The organism is Enterococcus sp. AMC1623 (genome assembly GCF_058216495.1).
This window is the reverse complement of the sequence record NZ_CM177096.1, coordinates 332,651-351,481: the sequence shown is the minus strand read 5'-3', so window position 1 is coordinate 351,481 and position 18,831 is coordinate 332,651. Positions and strand designations below refer to the sequence as shown.

Genomic DNA, 18,831 nt, shown 5'->3' with positions numbered 1-18,831 from the left:
GATACTAGGACGAATACTTTCGTGGTTCCACCTAATTTTAAACACGATAAATAAGCGTGTTCCTCAAACGTGATAACGGTACGACCGCTTTTGCTTCAACAAAAGTTTCGAAAGTGGTCATTCCCTGGTTTTCTTCTAGAAAAGTTTCAGCCTAGCTTTTCCTCTCTTATTGAAGACTCTCAAGTGCAGTTGTCTTTCTCATCAATCAATTATGGTCTTATTTAACCACTTCTTACAGAAAATTGCAAGTAAGAAATAAAATTATTTCCAAGCTCCATTATTTCCATAAGTTCCTTTTTTCATTTCATTAATGATGACATGAATATTTTCTTTTGGTGCTCCGCTTGTTTTATGAACTGCATCCGTTACTTCTTTCATCATTGCTTCTAATTGCTCAGGTGTTCTTCCTTCTAATAATTCAATATGGACAAATGGCATGGTTCTTCCTCCTTTATAAGCATGCCTTTATTATACTATTTTTTTAGCTGTTCTTGTAAAAATTCAAGCAAAACTTGTGCTTGATTATATTGAGGATTTTTTGCACTATAAATCAACGTAACATTCTGATTTTCCAGCCATTTTTTGATAGTAGTTACGAACTCAGATGTATAGGAATTTTCTGCCAATTCTTCAAGATACTGTTTTGTAAACCATTGAAATTTTTCCGGCTCATGGTTAAATTCTTGTCGAAGCTCTTTAGTTGGTGCAATTTGTTTTGCCCATAAATCTAGTTGTAATTTTTCTTTTTTTATTCCTCTTGGCCAAATTCTATCCACTAAAATTCGCTTACCATCAACTGATTGGACTGTGTCATATGCTCGTTTAATCGTTAAATTTCCCATAAAATCACCTACTCCTCTATAGTATACTGCAATCGAATGATAGAATAAAGTATCATAACTATTCGGAGGTGTACGATGGACTATTTAGCAATTTATAAGCGATTATTTGCGATTGCTGAGGCAGGCTTAGTCTACGGAAAAGATGCATTTGATCAAGAACGCTATACAGAATTACGACAACTTTCTTTACAACTCATTCAGCAGTTAGGTAACGAACCATTCGAAGTTATAGAAGAATTATTTGCTCATGAAATTGGTTATCAAACACCTAAAATAGATGTTCGTGCTTTTATCACCAAACAAGATAAGGTGTTACTAGTTCAAGATACAAAAACGAAAGAATGGTCCTTGCCGGGCGGATACGGTGATGTTGGCTTATCGCCAAAAGAAAATATCATCAAAGAAGTCCAAGAGGAAACAAATTTACTAGTTACTCCAAGTAAATTGTTAGCCGTTTTTGATACCAATCTACGAAACGATATTCCACAAATCTTTCAATATTATAAACTCGTCTTTGCTTGCCAAGTTGTATCTAATTCTCAAGCATTCGAAAAAAATATTGAAACTTCACAAATGGCATATTTTGGCTTAAACGAGTTACCCTCACTTTCCAAGAAACGTACAACCAAAGAACAGCTAATCCAATTATTTTCACAGTATGAGACCTGCTATTTTGAATAAAAACAATCCATCAAAAATCCCCAAACTGCCTAGTCTAGTTTGGGGATTTCACTTATTTTATTTTTTCTGCTAATGATTCTGAAGCTAGCTTGCCTGAAGTCAACGCCCAAGCATTATTTGCCCCAGATGGAGAATCATCTCCCATCACGCCACCAACAATTTCACCTGCTGCGTACAAGCCTAGAATAATTTCTCCTTCTTTATTGATTACTTGTAATTGTTCATTAGCAACTAAACCACCCATCGTTGTAGCAAAACGTGGTTTTTGTTCAACAAGATAATACGGTCCTTCACCAATTTTTTTCGGCATAAATTCAACTGGCCGTTGGAAATCTTTATCTTCTTTTACTTCAACGTATCCATTATACGTCTCAATTGTACGATTCAAAGTAGTCGCATCAATAGCTGCAGCTTCTGCTAGTTCATTTATCGTGTCACCATGGAAGAAATAAGGTGTGGTTGAACCATTATTCTCTAACCATTTTTCAATATCATTTTCACTAATTCCCGCTTCTGCAACAGCTGGTTTAAATAAATCAAATGCTTCTTGATCCATTAATAAATAAAGCATTTGTTCTGGCTGAGCTAATTCGACTTCCAAAATTTCTCGATTACTTGCACGTTCATTAACCACACGCTTGCCGTTCGCATTAATTAAAATAGCATTTTGTTTAAACACTGCAATATTACCAGCTATTGTAGACTTGGCTTTTCCTTTTGACACTTCGACACCGTTTGGATAGGTTTTTCCATACTCCATCAAACGTGTAGCTGCATTAATTTCATCAGTTTCAGTTAAAATAATGCCATCGCCTGTGGAAGATTCTGGTCCGTAATACAATACATTTTTCAAATTATCTGTTAATAATTCTTGATTATTTCCATAGCCACCAGAAGCAATAATTACTGATTTAGCTTTTACTTGATAGGTTGTACCATCAGTCGCTTGAGCAACAAAGCCATTGACTGCTCCATTATCATCGACCGTCAATTCATTGACTTGCGTCTCTAAATGAACATCAATCTTGGTTTTTTCAATCTTTTCACGCGCTGTTTTAGCAAAACCAGGACCACCATCTGTGTATGCTAGTTCTCTATCGTAGCTGTATTCTGCCAGTTTGTGTAAATCTGGTTCATATTGAATACCCACATATTCATGTAACCAATCAGTCGTAGAACCTACATTTTCTGCATAAAGGTTTAATAATTCAGGAACATTTTTTTCATCGCCATTTTTCATAAAATCGTTGACCATACTATCAACATTATCTTGCTTGACTCCAGCTTCTTCTTGAAGTTTTGATCCCATAACGACTTGATTCCCACCACTAATGGAAATAGCGCCACCCAAGTAACTCATTTTTTCAAATAAAACTGTTTTTAAGCCTAACTCATCTGCACGTAATGCAGCAGACATCCCGGCAGCACCACCACCTATAATCGCAACATCTGAAGTTAATTCGATGACCTCATTTGATTGTTCTTTTTCAACGACTACTTCTTTTAAAGCTTCTGTGTCTCCACCAGCTTTTTCAATAGCTTCACTGATTGCAGCCAAAACTGCTTCATTCGTCAAAGAAGCACCACTTACTGTATCAACACCCAAAGATTGGTATTCAACGACGGATTCGGGAATTTCTTGAAGTGATTTATCACTCAAGCCTTCTGTTTCATGGTGTTCAATTACTTCAATCTTTTCTATTTTGTCAGTAGTAAACGTCACCTCGACGACAATTGGACCATTCTTACCTTCCCCTTGTCCCTCAAATGTTCCCGCTTTATATGTTCCTTGTTCTTCTATTTTTGTTTCATTGTTTGTACACGCAGAGATTGATACAAAAATCACAAACAAAAAGAAAAGCATACCAACAATCTTTCCTATTTTTTTCATATAACCACCCCTATTGTTTATTTATTCACTAATAAAGTATAAAACGCATTCAATGAAAAGGCAAGCGGATTTTATAATTAATTCACAATCTCACAAAAAAAAGCAGATAGTATTAACTATCTGCTCGAAATTCTAATGCTAAACGGATTGTTTCGTCCACCAATTCAGACTGTGCATCAACAATCGGATGCGTTTCATCTTGGGTCGCTTCTTGCATTAAAGAAAGTTCTGTACACCCTAATAAGACGACATCACACTGTTGCTCGTCAATCATTTGATTTAAAATAGAGAAATACAATTCTTCATTTAAAAAATTCTGTTCTTTAATGTCACGATAAATCAGATTCGTTACTTGTTGTTGAATTCCTTGCTGAGGTATGATTGTCTCAATATTCTCAAAAGCATTCAATTCATTCTCATAGACTTTTGATTGAATTGTACCTTCAGTTGCTAAGACACCCACACGAATTGGGCGGTTTAAATTAGAAAATTTCTTTAAAATCGCTTGAACCGCTAGACGTGGCATATGCAATAAGGGAATAGTCGTTTCATTTACTAATTCATCATAAAAATGATGCGCTGTATTACACGTGAGCACAAAAAAGCGTGGTTCCAAAGCTGAATATTGACGAATATCTTCTTTTAAAGCAGCAACTGGACTTTCTTCTGATTTTCCTAAAATAAAAGCTGTTCGATCAGGTACGGTTGCATGATTAATCAATACATAGTTCAAATAATCTTGATCTGAATGATTGGGCGTACGCTCATTTAACACATGGACAAAGCTTTCTGTTGCTAATGTCCCCATTCCACCTAAAATTGCAAAAAAATTTTTCATACACATCTATTTCTTTCTAAAGTATTCTTTGTATCGTCCATAATACGAGTAAAATATATGTTGTACAAGTAAGTAGCGTTTGATACTCATGTCTTCTTTGTAAAAAATGGTTGAACCATATTGCTTATTCTTTAAATATTTCATTGCTTCGTCTTTATCAGGACCTTCAGCAATATATTTTTTCAATATACGTTTTGGTACACCAATCCATAATTTATCGCCTTTACCGTAAACAGTTTCTGTAAAAGGCGTCTCCAAAATATAATCTTCTACTAAATATTTTGCTAAATTATATCCGCCTAAAGTCACAAAGAAACTACTACGCCCTTGACGCAAATTAATTTCAAATAATTTATATTCGCCATCACGTTCATCATATTTCATATCGAAGTTTGCAAAACCAGAATACTTAATTTCTTCTAAAAAGGATTTGATTTTCTTACAAATATCTTCATTGTAATCCGGCATGATTGCAACATAGTTCCCAACTGATTGTGGTGTTGGATCCTCTAACAACGGATGTCCCAAACACATCATGCGAACGTTATGTTGTTGATCCACATAGGCGTTTAACACACGCATACGTGAATCATCTCCAGGAATAAAATCTTGGCAAATCATTTCTGAAGTATATCCTGCACGATAAATTTTAGCCAATACGTCATCGAGTTCTTTTTGGGTATCAATAATAAAAGCTTTTTTACGACCTTCGAAATCAATATCTAAATATTCCACACTGTTTGCTGGTTTTAAAGCTACTGGAAATTCAAATGGTAAGCTTACTGATGGTGTTTCTTTGAAAAGTTCTTTGGTAATGATTAGTGTTTTTGGATAGGGCAAGCCATATGTTTCACACGTCTCATAAAAAGAAACTTTATTTGATAACACTTCTTGCGTTTTTGCATCTACTGTTGGACAAATAAATCGTTGAGATAATTCGTCTTTAAAATGAGTTACTAACTCAGTGTAGACATCCCCACAAGGAACTAATAACAATTTACGTGAATCATTCGCATATTGCTTCATCAATTCTCGCATTGTTTGAATAAATCCTTCTGGTTCACTGAAACCTTGGTGCGCATGTACGTTTACGATTTTACTGTACTTTGTTGCAGAAAGGAAAGCAGCACTATGGGCTTCTGAGACAATTCCATACTCTTCATAGAAGGAACGCGCCATCCCATAAACATTGATATCGCTACCTAATAAAATAGGTTGAAATTGTTCCTTAATCTTTTCATTCACTGTTAAAATCACATTCTTTCGTTCATTCATTCTTGAATTAGATACTTCAAAATTTCCCAAGCTGATTCATGTTGTTTATCGCTATGATTGCGTCGATTGTAAGTACAATCAGCATAATATCTTCATCAGTATAACACAAATCAAGAAATACAAGACAATCTCTTTCTTATTTTTCGTCAATAAAATAGACTTTATACCAAACTAAGAAAGAATAAATTGTCCAAATTTTACGACGTGCATCAATTTCCTGCGTATAATTTTTATCTAACATATCAAGAATTTTTTCTTGATTGAAAAATTCAGGAACAAAATCTGCTTCGAATACGCCACGCACTTCTTTGTAGAATTTTTCCTCATGTAACCAATCTTTAATTGGTACAGGGAAACCTAGTTTTTCACGGTCTGCCCATTCATCTGGCAAATGACGATTCGCCGCTTTTCTAAAAGCATATTTCGTATTTTCAGCATTCAATAGATATTTCACAGGAATACGTTCTGCTAATTCCATCATACGAATGTCTAATAATGGCGTACGTGCTTCTAAAGAATGTGCCATCGTCATTTTATCTGCTTTTAATAAAATATCTTTCGGCATCCACTGATGAATATCTAAATACTGCATTTTCTTCACTTCTGGTAAATCCGGTACTTTATCGTATTGTCTTTGAGCAATTTCACGTACCGTCTCACTTTTACGGAAATTCGGTTGCAAGTAGATATCCGCTTCTTCTTCTTCAAAAACGAAGGCTTGTCCAATAAAGAAATCTTCTGCTGGAGCTAAAGATTTATATAAATGTAAGCTTCCTTTGAAGTTTGGCATTTTTTTAATGGTACGTGCTAAACGGTAACGTGATTTCTTCGGTAATTTTTTCAATTTTTCGGCAAAGACACGCACTGATTTTGCTTTTGTAGCAAACCCATAATCTGTATATCCAGCAAACAATTCATCGGCACCTTCTCCTGAAAGTACAACAGTTACTTGTTCACGAGCTAATTTTGCTAAGAAATACAATGGGACACATGAAGGATTTGATGCTGGTTCGTCCAAATGATATTGAATATTTGGAAAAGCTGCGAAAGCTTCTTCACTAGTAACTAATTTTGAAAAATTACGTAACCCTAAACGCTCCGTTAATTTTTTTGCTTCATGTGATTCATTGTAACTCTTATCACCGAAACCAATCGAAAATGTATAGTTTGGTTTACTTACAGACGTCACAAAACTTGAGTCTACACCACTTGATAAGAATGTACCCAATTTTACGTCACTAATTGAATGTGCCGCAACAGATTCTTGAACGGCTTCATCAATTAAATCAATTGCTTGTTCTAGTGTCATATCTTCTTCTGAGAATTTCGCGTCCCAGTATTGTGTCATTTCTAATTCGCCATTGCGCACAAAGAAATAGTGCCCTTCTGGAATACGGTACACATTTTTGAAAAAGGTTTCATCAATAGCCGAATATTGAAATGTCATATAAGGCTTCAAAGCTCTAGGATTGATTTCTTTTACAAAATCAGGATGATCTAAGAAACTTTTAATTTCAGAACCAAACATAAATGTCTCATTACCTTGATAATAGTAATAAGGTTTAATGCCAAAGTGATCACGGGCACCAAATAATTCTTGTTTTTCACGATCCCAAATGGCAAAAGCAAACATCCCACGTAATTTTTTAACGATATCTGTCCCAAACTCTTCATATCCGTGTAAAATTACTTCAGTATCTGCTTTTGTAGTAAAAATGTGTCCTTTTGCCTCTAATTCTTTTCTTAATTCTTGAAAGTTATAGATTTCTCCGTTAAAAATAATCGCTTTTGTTCTATCTTCATTAAAAATAGGTTGATCGCCACTTTTTAAATCAATGATACTTAAACGTCTAAAACCTAGCGCTACGTGTTCATCTACAAATTCACCGGAACTATCTGGTCCACGATGGATAATTCGATCCATCATTTGGCTAATTTGTTCTTTTTTTTCTTCTATTGAGTATTTGCTCGTCACAAAACCAACGATTCCGCACATATAAATCCACCTATCTAAATATTTAATTATCTATCTCATAATCAATTTCCCGCTTTGACCACAATAATAGTCTAGTATAGTATAGAATACCTAATCAAGATAGTCTAGGAGTATACAAAAAATTTGGGTTTTTTTAAACAAAAAATGAAAATTTCATGAATATGCGACAGAAACAGTCACATAAATAAAAAAAGGACAATCTCCTTGTCCTTTTAAACCGTTATCCAATATCGTCTTATTAGCATCTGATCAGAACTATCTATTACTTTCTCAGCTAAAACACCTTGATTGGCCTCAATAATTTTAGCAGACGCATAATTTATATCGTTACAGGTCACAAGCACTGTATCAATCTCACGTGTTTTCGCTTGCTTCAGTGTCTCGTTTAAAATGATTTTTCCGTACCCTTTTTTTCGTTCGCTTGGTCGTACGGAATAACCAATATGGCCACCGAAATTTTTTAAATAGGCATTACTTAATTCAAACCGTAGATTACTCATTCCTACTAAGCAATCATCTGTTTGACGAATGACTAACCAAGTCTCAGATAGCGCATAATTCTCCGGAACCGTAGCTTTTGAACGAAATAATTCCAACAAATTTAGCCATTGCTCAATCGAAGGCATGTGTTCTAAAAAAGAACTCCCGTCGATGGTATCCTTACTTCTTTGAAATTCTTGTTTGTACTGTTCAATTTGACTAGCATACTCCATAGAAGGTTGTTTAAAAATTAACATTCGTTCACTCCTTTTCATTGCAAGTTATTTTTCGTATAGTCCATCACATTTTCTGCCGTTTTTTTATCATAATAAAAGGTGGTTTTTTCCGCATATCCTTGCGCTTGTTCATGAAAAAAAGCTTGCGTTAATAAAAGCGACTCTGTAATTGTGGAAGCATTTGAAAAATCCAGTAGCGATTGAAATCGTTCTTGGTCAGCTTTTGCTAAATGAGTAAACAAATATTTATAATTTTTCCCAATATTCAGCGCACCCTTTTCCAAAACAACTTGCCAACTTAATAATCGCAGCAATTCTTGTTGACAAATCCCATACAAATGATCGATTGCATACACTTCTTCTTGACGCGCTACTCCTTTAACTACATAAGTCGATACCCACCAGAACTCATTACAACAGTCTTGAAACATCGCCTCATCAGGTGCTTTTATCCAATAGACTGCATCACTTAGCTTTGGTACAGGAAGTAACACATTTTCTGGGTCAGAAATTATTTGGAAAAGTGGTTCTTCTCTCATCCATTGTGTGACGGAGGAAAGAGGACATAAGGTTAAATCGATTCGATTGCCATCTTTGAATAACATTAAGAAAGTAAATCGTTCCCCTAAGGTTGGTGGGAACAAGGTCATTTCTTCGGGTGTCTGCATGATTAACAATTCACCAAAAGAAGCCAACCAGCCTCTGTCTTCTAATAATTCGTCTTTATTTTCTACCACATAAACAATATCATAATCTTGAAATGAATCACGAGGTACTTTAGGATTGGCACGTGATCCGCTAAGTGCAACGGCCTTTACGCCTAATTTTTTTGCAACTGTTAAAAGCAATGTCATCATTTCTTTTTCGTTTCGCAAGTAACCCTCTCCTTTTCTTCTCATTTTAACACGTTTTGGTCCCATTGATAGTCGTTATATGCTATACTTTTATGGCTATATTTTTTAGGAGGTTGTCTGTATGAACGAACGTTTACTAGAACAACAACAGGTCGAATCTACCATTAAAGTGATTCACAATGAGCAAGAAATGATCAAAAAGCAACAAGAAACGTTAGAAGATTCTTTAAACTCACAGTTAAAAGAAATTTCCGATAAAAAAATCAATATTGGTTCCGAAGAAGCCTTTTATGAATCAGTGTTAGAGTACCAACAACATGAGCAAGAACTAATGCTCCGCTATAAAACAGCAGAATCACAAGAAAAACGACTTAAAACATTAACCACTATGGCAAACAGTCCTTATTTTGCGCGGATTGATTTCACAGAAGGTAACGAAGCCAAAGAAACCTTGTATTTAGGGATTGCTTCTTTGCGAGACAACAAAGAAAATACTATTGTCATCGATTGGCGTGCGCCTATTGCTAATTTGTATTATGAAGGCGAGCTTGGAACCACTTTTTACCAAACAGACACGGATGAATTTGAAGTCAATTTATTATTAAAACGTCAATTTAAAATTCAAGACGGACACTTGCTTTCAATGGTTGATACGTCTGAAGTCATTAATGATGAATTTTTATTAGAAATTCTAGATGAAGCTTCTTCTTCACAAATGAAAAATATCGTGTCAACCATTCAAAAAGCGCAAAATCAAATTATTCGTGATACTACGAATAAAGTTATCTTAATTGAAGGGATTGCAGGTAGCGGGAAAACATCTGCTTTATTACAACGGATTGCTTTTATCCTTTATCGTAATCGTAGATGGTTGGATGATCAACAGGTCTTATTATTTTCACCAAACCATCTTTTTTCTGATTATATTGCGATGGTCTTACCTTCTTTAGGTGAAAGTGAAGTACCAACAAGAACTTTCCGTTCCTTTTTACAAAATTTATTGCCTAATTATGAAATTGTTCAAGAAGAACAACAAGAAGAACAATTTTTAACTGGTGCAAATGATCGTGTCGAAAAATTAAAAAATGGCTTGACTCTAGTGCAACAAATTCCACGTTACGTCGAGGGGATTACCCCTTTTGGTCCATTGTTCCGTGACTTAAAAATCAAAGGTGAAACATATATTACCAAAGAACAATTACGTCAATGGTATCAACAAACAAATGACCAATTGCCACTTTATCAACGTACACAATTATTACAAACAAAAGTTTTGAAAAAAATCGGTGGGTTAGAAAAAGATGAGGCAAAAAAAGATTGGGTCAAAGAAGCGACACGAGAAAAAGTGCAAGAGATTTTTGAAAATGATCCCAATTTGGAAGATTCCGAAGAAAAAGAACGTCAACTGTTTAACAAAGTCCGTCGTCAAATCGTACGTAAAAAATTCCGTGCATTAACTCGTGGAGTAGAACGTTTCCAATTTATTAATTTTCCTAAACAATATTTGCATTTTCTAAAACAAATTCAACCAAAATTATTAGAAAAAGCCGCTATTTCTAGTGAAGATTGGGTCCTGGCAAGCAACCAAACGCGTCAACATTTGAAAAATAAGCAACTTACACAAGAAGATGCTTTATTATTTATTTTGCTACTACGTCGTTTGTATCCTGTACATGTCGAACAAAAAGCTCGCTTCATTTTCATTGATGAAATGCAAGACTTTCCACCTGCACAGGTTGCTTTATTACGCGAACTATATCCTCGCGCAGGTATGACATTATGTGGTGACTTGAATCAAAAAGTTTTTGGAAATGAAACTATCGTACATTCATTAGATCAGCTCTTCCCTGAACAATCAGTTACTCGTTATCAATTAACGACAAGTTATCGTTCAACAGAAGAAATCACACAATTTGCTAATCAATTCTTATCTCAAGAAGATCAAGTAAAAACAACCGCTAGAAGAGGACCTTTACCGCGCCTCGTAAAAAAAGTAACAAATGCAGAAAGTCTTGCTTGGTTGTCTAATGAATTACAAGATACAGATAAAAATCAGCGCTGGCGTACGGCAATTATTTGTAAAACAACAGAAGAATGTGAGGCTTTATACGCTGAACTTTCAGAAGAAATGCAAACAAAAGTTCAATTAATTATTTCTGAAGAAGATTTTATGAAACGTTCAATTATGATTATTCCAGCCTTCTTAGCAAAGGGATTAGAATTTGACCGCGTTTTTGCTTGGAATATTGGAAAAAATTTCCAAACAACACAAGACCAATTAGTTTTATATACCATTGCTACACGTGCCATGCATGAATTATCTCTCCTGACTATTGGACAAGACAGTCCTTTACTAGCTAATGCAAGTTCAGCCACTTATCAGTTGATTTAAAAAAACACTCAAGTTCATTTGCTGAACTTGAGTGTTTTTTTTTACATTAATGGTGCAAAAACTTTTAACATCCATCCTAAAACTTTGATAGACCTTTTTTCTTTTAACGCATCTTGCATAGTTACCTCTTGAGATTGAATTAAAGTTTCTTGAAAATCCTGTTCAATATCGGCTAATGTCTCAACATCTTCCATATATAATCCACATTCAAAATGATGGTAAAAACTGCGATAATCTAGATTAACTGTCCCTACAGTAGCTTTTCTGTCATCACTAACAAAAACTTTTGCATGAATAAATCCTGGCGTAAATTCATAAATTTTAACACCAGCTTGTAATAAACTTTTATAATGGCTTTTTGCTAATGCAAAGGCATATTTTTTATCTGGGATGTGTGGCAAGATAATTTTAACATCTACCCCTCGTTTGGCTGCTAAACGCAATGCTGTCTCCATTTCACCATCTAAAATTAGATACGGTGTCATAATATGCACATATTCTGTTGCTTTATTTAAAATATCAAAATAAATAAATTCTCCCACACGATCATCGTCTAACGGCGCATCACCATATGGAATAACATACCCTGATTTTTCAATTTCTGGCTGAGGTCTCTGTAACCAATGCTCAAAATCTAACACACCATCATCCATTGCCCACATTTGTAAAAACATCAATGTAAAACTCTCTACTGCTTCGCCTTTTACTTTAATCGCCGTATCTTTCCAATAACCAAAACGTTCGACCTCATTAATATATTCATCTGCTAAATTAATGCCTCCAGTATACGCAACCTTTCCATCAATCACACAGATTTTGCGATGGTCTCTGAAATTATAAACCGTTGATACAAAAGGATACAGCGGTGCAAAGACTTTACATTTGATTCCTAATTTAGCTAATTTTTTGGGGTAACTATGTGGCAATAAAGAAAACTCATTAAATCCATCATATAAAAAGCGAACTTCCACACCTGCAGCTGCTTTTTCAATCAGGACTTCGAGAATCTTTCCCCACATCTTCCCTTCACCAACAATAAAATATTCTAAAAAGATAAATGATTCAGCTTTTTTTAATTCCTCTAATAAATCGTAAAATTTATCTTCTCCTGTTGAGAAATACACTAATTCAGAATTCTCATAGACTGGGTATGAACCTGTTCCCGATAAGAAAGTCGCAACACCCAACAAGTCTTTCTCCGTTTTGATTTTTTCTTTGACCGTTGAACTAGTTTGAATAAGATTATTACTTTCATTTTTCAAACGAATCAAGCGACGTTTTTCTAAACGATGTCCTAATTCTAAGCGCATATAAAAATAAAAAAAGATACCAATAATCGGAAGCACCGTAAACAAGATCATCCAAGTTAATTTGACACTGCCATCACTTGAACTATTCAATAAAAACATGTATCCAAAAATAGTTACGACAATTGCACCACCATAAAAAACATGTACATAATTGGTGGAAACGTACTGAAAAAATGCTAGTAGCATCAAAATTTGCAAAAGCAAAACAACAATGACAATTCCCACTCGGCTAAATACCAGTTGCAACAAGCCCTTTTTCCCTTTTTTCAATAAATAAATCGGCTCGTCCGACTCGTTCATTTTTTCTCCCTCCTTTTATTACGCAAAGAAAAAAGCTGAACATATTCAGCTTCTCTTTACACAAATAGCATTGTCTTCGGATATTTTAATTTTACTATCTTTAAAATCATTTGTAGTTCTGATAATTGTTCAGGATTACTTGGGTCAAATGACCGACTATGACGACCGATTCTATCACTATTGATTAAACTATAAATTCGATTCCAACCTTCAAATTCATCTGCTGAACGGAAATGACTTAATGGGAAACCAGCACCTTCTATAATTTCGTAAAGACGAAACGCAATATACGAGCTATCTACTACCCAATAAAGAATTTCTTTTTCTTTCTCTTTATCATAATCAATTAACGCTTTCTGTGGTCGATGCTCAACCAACCAATCCAGCAAGGCAAAGAATCCTTCCATACGATAAGGCGCATCAAAAAGTGCTTCTGACTCTTTAGAAGAGCGAAAAATCAACGGAATCAAATATTTATTTTTATAAATCAGTGTCGGCACACGATCAACAGAACAATGTAAATAATAATTTAAATAGCTTGCTCCCTGATAACTCCATACCCGATACCCTTGAACTCCTAATGACTCATATTTTCGATAAAGCTTTCCACAATCTTCAATTGAGACAGCAACCTCAGATAAACGATCATAGCCACTTAAAATCCGATCAAAGGGTTGTAACACAATTTTGTCCTCCACTGCTCATCCCCCTGTTACATAAATAGAACATATTTTCCTTATCATACCATATAATGCGAACATCAAACTACTGTATTTTCAAAATTCACTTATAAAAGGATGAGGTTTTTACGCCTCATCCTCATTAACTAATTATTTTTTCCTTAATTCTCGAATTGCTCCCATTAAAAATCCTCTGCTACGATTTCGAGCTTGTTTTTCTTTATCAGTCAGCTTTTTTTTACCAAATGGGCTCTCTTTTTTCTTGCCTGTTCGTAAATTTTTAGAAGCTTCCATCCAGTTTTTTGCATATCGATTTGGCATCTAATCACGTCCTTTTTATTATTATAACAAACAATCAAAATAAACGCATTTCTTGCCTATTTCAGCTAAATTTCTTTGTAAAGTAGCCGATAACAGTAATAACTATAAAAAAGGAGTGTGAGTTATTTTGAAAATTTCTAATCATATCCCAAATATCCAAGCGCAATCATCCGTTTCCCAACAGACAGAAACCGAAACTGTCATGAAAAAAGCCGAAGCTTCTACACAATCTACTCCAAAGAAACAGGTAAGACCAGAACCTAAAATTCCCATTGATAGTTTTAAATGGGTAGAACATGTTCGTATTCATCAACCAGAAAAATTCATTGAATCCATCACTTTAAATAAAGAAAAAAGTTTAAAAGGTTACCCAGATGTAACTATTTTACCTCATGGTTTATCCGTCAAAGAATATTATGCTGCCGAAGCTCTTAAAGCAGAGCAGAATTTAGAATAAAAAAGAAGTTGTTGAAGAGCTTACTTCAACAACTTCTTTTTTTATTCGCCTAAATCAACGTTGTGGAAGATTTTTTGAACATCTTCTAAATCATCCAATACATCAATCATTTTTTCAAATTTCTCTAAGTCTTCCCCAGTTAACATTACTTCATTTTGTGGAATCATTTCCATTTCAGCAATGTTAAATTCTTCGATACCTTTTTCTTTTAAAGCTTCTTGAATAGCATGGAAGTCTTCTGGTTCTCCATGAACCATAATTTGTCCATCATCTTCTTCCACATCACGAACATCAATGTCTTTATCCATTAGATATTCTAAAATTTCATCTGCATCCGTTCCTTCAAAACCAAATAACGCTGTGTTATCAAACATATACGAAACGGCACCAGAGACACCCATATTTCCGCCATTTTTACCAAAAGCAGCACGTACATCTGCAGCAGTTCGGTTTACGTTATTTGTCAACGTATCAACAATCACCATTGAACCGTTTGGCCCAAAGCCTTCATAACGTAATTCAGAAAATTGTTCATCTCCTGAACCTTTTGCTTTCTCAATTGCACGATCAATAATATGTTTTGGTACATTATATGTCTTTGCACGATCGATAACAAATTTTAATTTTTGGTTTGAGTGAGGATCAGGATCACCTGATTTCGCTGCTGCATAAATCTCAATCCCAAATTTAGCGTAAACTTTACTATTGTTTGCATCTTTCGCAGTCTTTTTAGCTACGATATTTGCCCATTTACGACCCATAATCTCACTTCGCTTTCTATTTTTTCATTTCATCATATATTTGATGAAATTTATCCTTTATCATTATACTTGGCAGAAGCGATTCTGTGAAGTACTTTCTTACATAGGATTATTACGAATTGGAAATTTACCAAAATTTTGTTCTAATACATCTGAATTTGCCATTTGATAGACTTTATCACTACGAACGGTTAATTTGTACGCTTGCTCTTCTTTTTTTCCAATTTTAGAAAGCACTGGGTAGTCTATCACCGCTTTTTTCTCTTTTAGATAACGTTGCCCATTTTCAGTGAAACCTAACACATATAAATAGTTACTTTCCCATGCTTCTTTAATATCGCTCGTTTTAATATTTAGCAAAACATAACATAATAAACGTTGGATTCGCGTTTGAGTATAACGCTTCGTTTTTACTGCTTGAACAAATTCCTCAAAAGAGTTTGCTTCATAAATTAACGATTTCAAACGGTATTCCAATCCTTCAACCATTTGATAAATCTCTCTTAGCTCATCAACCGAACTGATTATAATCCGATATTTAAGAAATTCCCAATAATTATTCCAAGTCATTTGATACGCCTGCAAATCACTCGCTGTTTGTTGTGGGACCACTTGTTCAACCGACAGGCCCTCAATTATCGCTTTACGAATTGCTGTAGCACTTGCAATTTCATTGTGAATTTCTTTTGAATGATAGCTTGCCCCAATTCTGGGTAAAGGAATACTTTTCATTGGATTCGTATACTGTGCATTTTCTTGAGCATAAGTTAATCCTAAAACATGATTCGGTTGCTCTCCTGTTAATAATAATTGCGGATAAAGCTCTCGATAAACTTCCGTCATCGTTTGTGCATAGGTCATTGTTGGGTTGCTTAACTGCTGAAAAGTTTGATTAATGGTTTTCTGATTTTCCTTTACAAATTTCCCAAATGCTTGATAATCAAATTCACTAGCTGCATCTGTACCAAAGCAATAACTTTCACATTTTAACGCTTGCAACAGTAAAATACCCCCACGCGCAAAATAATCAGCTGACTGCAACGACCATTGAATGGGCAATTCCACTACCAAATCCACGCCATTTTGTAAGGCTTCATTGGCACGCATCCACTTATCAATAACCGCTGGCTCTCCACGTTGTAAAAAATTACCACTCATTACTGCAACGACAACATCAGCTTTTGATAGTTCTCGAGCCTTTTTTGCATGGTAATTATGTCCATTATGAAAAGGATTGTATTCAACAATAATGCCACATGCTTTCATTCTTTCGCCTCTTTTTCTACCAAAAAATGTTGTTCAAGCTGATGAATGACTTTCAATTCTGATTGAAGGTCTCCTTGATTTAATGCCGTCCATTTTTTTTGCTTAATTTCTTTCATCATCGCCTGCGCAGCGTAATCATCTTTCAGAACATATTTTGTATACACAGCTTTCAATCGTTGATGACTAATAGATGGTTGTCTCAACGTTTGTTTTAGTTGCTTATCATTCCATAAAACAGTGATTCGTTCATCATCTGGATTAGTTAAGCATAATGCAAAAAGCAATTCTTTCTTCAATTCCAGTCGATAAGGTAAAATAAGATCCTCCTGATTTTGCCAAATGCATTCCAAGGACTGACGATATTCTTCCCATTCACCATAAATTAAATAACGTCCAGCAACTAAAAATGTCTGCCAATCATTAAAATATGTATGCTTCGGATTACTAGCAATAGGTTGAAAGTAATCTTCAGGTAATTCATCATATGCATATCCTAAAGAAGTCAGATAATTCACTTGCAATTGAAGATATAATAAATCCCTTTGCTCTTTGCTAGAATTTGCTAAGCGGTAACTCATACCATCATTAAAACTTGTAGGAATTAAATTTGTTACTGCCATAAAAACACCAACTAAACTAAAAAATAAAGCATACGAATTATGAACACCCAAAATAAGCAAAGCTAGCAGGCTCATTGATAAATTGCCTAATCCTCCACCCAATAAATATAATTTAAACACAAATTTTTCTTGTTTTGGCGGAATCATCAAACATTGCCCTAAAGTTCCTGGAACGTTAAAACGATGAAAAGAAAATTTTCCGTCTTTGTTTTTAGTTAACACCATAGAAAAAAAACGAATACTACTAAATTGATAACCCGATAACTTTCCAAAAACTAAATGTCCCACCTCATGAATAACAAGATGAATGACAAAAAAGAAGCAAACCGCAAACATCAGTACTAAATACTGAAATATTCCCCATTGCTGATAGATAATCGTATACCAAACAAAAAACAAACCAATTGTTCCTCCGAAGATAAGTGATGCAAGTGTGGAGAAAATTTTTTTCATAATGTTCCTCCTATTTTAACTATTTTTCTCTATACAAATAAACTCCTTGTTACATCATAAGGAGTTTAAAATATGCTACTACTAATTTAATGCCGTTTTCAGATTACTCACTGAGTCTGACAAAAATACCTATCGCATTTTTCATGTGCAGATTATATATTTTAGCAATGAAAATTTAATACAAACATAAGACATCGCATTTACATAGTTCATCATACAATCATGAAGACTGCAACGTAGGAGGTGTGGTATGCAAAAATTTATAGAAGTATTTCAATCCATGCAGTCATGAAGACTGTAACGACAACAGGAATATTTAATTCTATATTTCTGTTCACACCTTATAAAATTTGTAACATACACCTAGTAGAAGCTTTTCAAACTCGTTATTTTAATCCAACTCATTGTATAGAATATAATCATTATTTTAGCATATAAACAACAGCGATAAAACAATTTATATTGTTATACTCTAACTCATCCTTCAAATTCTGTGAGCAATTTATATAGGATACACATAGTTCATTAAAATCATTTACATTTTTATGTTGCAATTTTTGAATGACCCCTAAATAAGTCTTATTATTGATTTTCAAACTACCGTTTATGCTGGTGGAAGACTGCAACAGTGGTCAACGTGATGGTGATCCATACTACCATGATTTCAATCCATGCAGTCATGAAGACTGCAACGCAGAGGGCTATTACCCTCAAATGGATTTAGAAATTTCAATCCATGCAGTCATGAAGACTGCAACATCAACTATTACTGGTTTCTTTCGTGCTTTCATGATTTCAATCCATGCAGTCATGAAGACTGCAACTGCGTTATAATGTAATTAAGATAAAGAGAGGGAGATTTCAATCCATGCAGTCATGAAGACTGCAACGCAAATACTACGATTGTACATAAACATTAAGGGATTTCAATCCATGCAGTCATGAAGACTGCAACAAAGGACGATGACGAACTAGAAGAACTTGTTGATATTTCAATCCATGCAGTCATGAAGACTGCAACCATAAGTTTTCTTTTGTTCCTGACATGTCAGATATTTCAATCCATGCAGTCATGAAGACTGCAACCATAAGTTTTCTTTTGTTCCTGACATGTCAGATATTTCAATCCATGCAGTCATGAAGACTGCAACGGCGATTTATGGAGAAAATGGTCTGAA

The 18,831-nt window shown here is 34.6% G+C and carries 17 protein-coding genes and 1 CRISPR repeat array; of the genes, 3 read left to right on the top strand and 14 right to left on the bottom strand.

The window, feature by feature from the left end:
- Window positions 1-261: 261 nt before the first annotated feature.
- Window positions 262-438, bottom strand: coding sequence for a 2-hydroxymuconate tautomerase (gene thmT, locus AC4BC7_RS01815; RefSeq protein WP_016175323.1), 177 nt, complete (start codon window positions 436-438; stop codon window positions 262-264).
- Window positions 439-473: 35 nt separating this feature from the next.
- Window positions 474-842 (bottom strand): DUF488 domain-containing protein, encoded by a 369-nt coding sequence (locus AC4BC7_RS01810; RefSeq protein WP_207940237.1) that lies wholly within the window; start codon window positions 840-842, stop codon window positions 474-476.
- 75 nt (window positions 843-917) lie between these two features.
- Here AC4BC7_RS01810 and AC4BC7_RS01805 point away from each other — a divergent pair, with 75 nt between their 5' ends.
- Window positions 918-1,523 (top strand): NUDIX hydrolase N-terminal domain-containing protein, encoded by a 606-nt coding sequence (locus tag AC4BC7_RS01805; protein WP_490503656.1) that lies wholly within the window; start codon window positions 918-920, stop codon window positions 1,521-1,523.
- Window positions 1,524-1,575: 52 nt separating this feature from the next.
- Here AC4BC7_RS01805 and AC4BC7_RS01800 read toward each other — a convergent pair whose 3' ends face one another.
- From AC4BC7_RS01800 to AC4BC7_RS01775, 6 genes are all read right to left on the bottom strand, one after another.
- On the bottom strand, window positions 1,576-3,414 hold the full coding sequence (locus AC4BC7_RS01800) for an FAD-binding protein (protein ID WP_490503655.1): 1,839 nt from the start codon (window positions 3,412-3,414) through the stop codon (window positions 1,576-1,578).
- A 112-nt stretch (window positions 3,415-3,526) separates the two neighbouring features.
- Window positions 3,527-4,252, bottom strand: coding sequence for an aspartate/glutamate racemase family protein (locus tag AC4BC7_RS01795; RefSeq protein WP_490503654.1), 726 nt, complete (start codon window positions 4,250-4,252; stop codon window positions 3,527-3,529).
- A 6-nt stretch (window positions 4,253-4,258) separates the two neighbouring features.
- Complete coding sequence (locus AC4BC7_RS01790; RefSeq protein ID WP_207940233.1) at window positions 4,259-5,527, bottom strand: carboxylate--amine ligase; 1,269 nt, start codon at window positions 5,525-5,527, stop codon at window positions 4,259-4,261.
- Window positions 5,528-5,663: 136 nt separating this feature from the next.
- Window positions 5,664-7,523: an asparagine synthase (glutamine-hydrolyzing) gene (gene asnB, locus AC4BC7_RS01785; RefSeq protein ID WP_490503652.1), complete on the bottom strand. Its 1,860-nt coding sequence runs from the start codon at window positions 7,521-7,523 to the stop codon at window positions 5,664-5,666.
- A 212-nt stretch (window positions 7,524-7,735) separates the two neighbouring features.
- On the bottom strand, window positions 7,736-8,260 hold the full coding sequence (locus AC4BC7_RS01780) for a GNAT family N-acetyltransferase (protein ID WP_490503651.1): 525 nt from the start codon (window positions 8,258-8,260) through the stop codon (window positions 7,736-7,738).
- 14 nt (window positions 8,261-8,274) lie between these two features.
- Window positions 8,275-9,114: an aminoglycoside 6-adenylyltransferase gene (locus AC4BC7_RS01775; RefSeq protein ID WP_207940230.1), complete on the bottom strand. Its 840-nt coding sequence runs from the start codon at window positions 9,112-9,114 to the stop codon at window positions 8,275-8,277.
- A 100-nt stretch (window positions 9,115-9,214) separates the two neighbouring features.
- Here AC4BC7_RS01775 and helD point away from each other — a divergent pair, with 100 nt between their 5' ends.
- A complete protein-coding gene (gene helD, locus AC4BC7_RS01770) occupies window positions 9,215-11,485 on the top strand; it encodes an RNA polymerase recycling motor HelD (RefSeq protein WP_490503650.1) in 2,271 nt (756 codons plus the stop codon).
- A gap of 41 nt (window positions 11,486-11,526) precedes the next feature.
- Here helD and cls read toward each other — a convergent pair whose 3' ends face one another.
- The 3 genes from cls to AC4BC7_RS01755 all read right to left on the bottom strand — a co-directional run bounded on the left by cls (window position 11,527) and on the right by AC4BC7_RS01755 (window position 14,096).
- Entirely contained in the window at window positions 11,527-13,095 is a 1,569-nt protein-coding gene (gene cls / locus AC4BC7_RS01765) for a cardiolipin synthase (RefSeq protein WP_490503649.1), read from the bottom strand.
- A gap of 56 nt (window positions 13,096-13,151) precedes the next feature.
- On the bottom strand, window positions 13,152-13,793 hold the full coding sequence (locus AC4BC7_RS01760; RefSeq protein WP_207940228.1) for a hypothetical protein: 642 nt from the start codon (window positions 13,791-13,793) through the stop codon (window positions 13,152-13,154).
- Between the two features lie 132 nt (window positions 13,794-13,925).
- Complete coding sequence (locus AC4BC7_RS01755; protein ID WP_207940227.1) at window positions 13,926-14,096, bottom strand: hypothetical protein; 171 nt, start codon at window positions 14,094-14,096, stop codon at window positions 13,926-13,928.
- Between the two features lie 127 nt (window positions 14,097-14,223).
- Between AC4BC7_RS01755 and AC4BC7_RS01750 the strand changes: the two genes are divergently transcribed.
- Window positions 14,224-14,553: a hypothetical protein gene (locus AC4BC7_RS01750; protein WP_490503648.1), complete on the top strand. Its 330-nt coding sequence runs from the start codon at window positions 14,224-14,226 to the stop codon at window positions 14,551-14,553.
- A 41-nt stretch (window positions 14,554-14,594) separates the two neighbouring features.
- Here AC4BC7_RS01750 and AC4BC7_RS01745 read toward each other — a convergent pair whose 3' ends face one another.
- The 3 genes from AC4BC7_RS01745 to AC4BC7_RS01735 all read right to left on the bottom strand — a co-directional run bounded on the left by AC4BC7_RS01745 (window position 14,595) and on the right by AC4BC7_RS01735 (window position 17,653).
- Window positions 14,595-15,314, bottom strand: a complete 720-nt coding sequence (locus tag AC4BC7_RS01745) for a YebC/PmpR family DNA-binding transcriptional regulator (protein WP_207940225.1) — start codon at window positions 15,312-15,314, stop codon at window positions 14,595-14,597.
- A gap of 99 nt (window positions 15,315-15,413) precedes the next feature.
- Complete coding sequence (locus tag AC4BC7_RS01740) at window positions 15,414-16,580, bottom strand: nucleotidyltransferase (RefSeq protein WP_490503647.1); 1,167 nt, start codon at window positions 16,578-16,580, stop codon at window positions 15,414-15,416.
- Window positions 16,577-17,653, bottom strand: a complete 1,077-nt coding sequence (locus tag AC4BC7_RS01735; protein WP_490503646.1) for a hypothetical protein — start codon at window positions 17,651-17,653, stop codon at window positions 16,577-16,579. The genes AC4BC7_RS01740 and AC4BC7_RS01735 overlap by 4 nt, the downstream gene beginning before the upstream one ends.
- A 661-nt stretch (window positions 17,654-18,314) precedes the next feature.
- Window positions 18,315-18,804: direct repeats of the CRISPR family, unit length 32 nt; unit sequence ATTTCAATCCATGCAGTCATGAAGACTGCAAC.
- Window positions 18,805-18,831: the final 27 nt, after the last annotated feature.